This is a genomic window from Neisseria sp. P0009.S007, from assembly GCF_051962515.1.
This window is the reverse complement of record NZ_JBQCVF010000668.1, coordinates 1-895: the sequence shown is the minus strand read 5'-3', so window position 1 is coordinate 895 and position 895 is coordinate 1. Positions and strand designations below refer to the sequence as shown.

At 42.3% G+C, this 895-nt stretch carries 1 protein-coding gene; it reads right to left on the bottom strand.

Translation table 11 applies throughout. The annotated features are described in order from the left end of the window. Positions 1 to 397: 397 nt before the first annotated feature. Positions 398 to 895: NAD-dependent epimerase/dehydratase family protein (locus tag ACTHS3_RS15560; RefSeq protein ID WP_440368448.1), on the bottom strand; the 498-nt coding region annotated here is incomplete at its 5' end.

The following is an 895-nucleotide window of genomic DNA, read 5'->3' as shown; positions in this document are numbered from 1 at the left end:
AATAGGTAGACACAACGGACTTAAAATCCGTCGGCCCTAAACCGGCCGTGCCGGTTCGATTCCGGCTCCGGGCACCATTTACCGCTTTTAGGCGGTTATTTTTTCGTCTATTACAATCTACAAAACAAGAACTTTCAGTTATTTTTATAGGCCATAACCTTAGCCTATTTATACCTATTTACGTCTAATTATCCCAACCGCTTTTAGAAAAGTAATCAACCAATACCCCATCAGATATCCCCCTGATAAGCTAAATCTTTTATAAAACATGAGTTTTGAAAATACTATTCCAATTTCCATCAAAGAAAAGTAAATTTCTCATTTTAAAATTTCCCAAAATGATAAGGCCGTCTGAAAATCCTTTTTCAGACGGCCTTTCTTCATTTAAGCAAAGAACTTAAACCAAGTTCTCCAGCATCCATTTAACGTAACGGCTGACGCCTTGTTTTACATCCAAAAATTCTTCTTTATACCCGGCTTCGCGCAGTTTGGTGATATCCGCTTGAGTAAAGCTCTGATATTTGCCTTTAAGTGCATCTGGGAATGGGATATAACGGATAAGTTCTTCTTCAACCAACTCTTTCAAACTCATTTCAGGCTTGCCTTCGGCTGCTCGGCAGGCGTTGACTGTTGCGGCGGCAAGTTCGTTAAACTGTTGGCTGCGGCCTGTACCGAGGTTAAAGATACCTGAAAGCTCAGGATGATCGAAGAAGTAAAGGTTAACTTTGGCAACGTCTTCTACGCTGACAAAGTCGCGTGTTTGCTTGCCATTGCCGTAGCCATCATTGGCACCGAACAGGTTAACATAACCGTGTTCTCGGTATTGGTGGAAATGATGGAAGGCGACGGATGCCATACGGCCTTTGTGTTGCTCCTGCTGTCCATATACGTTGAA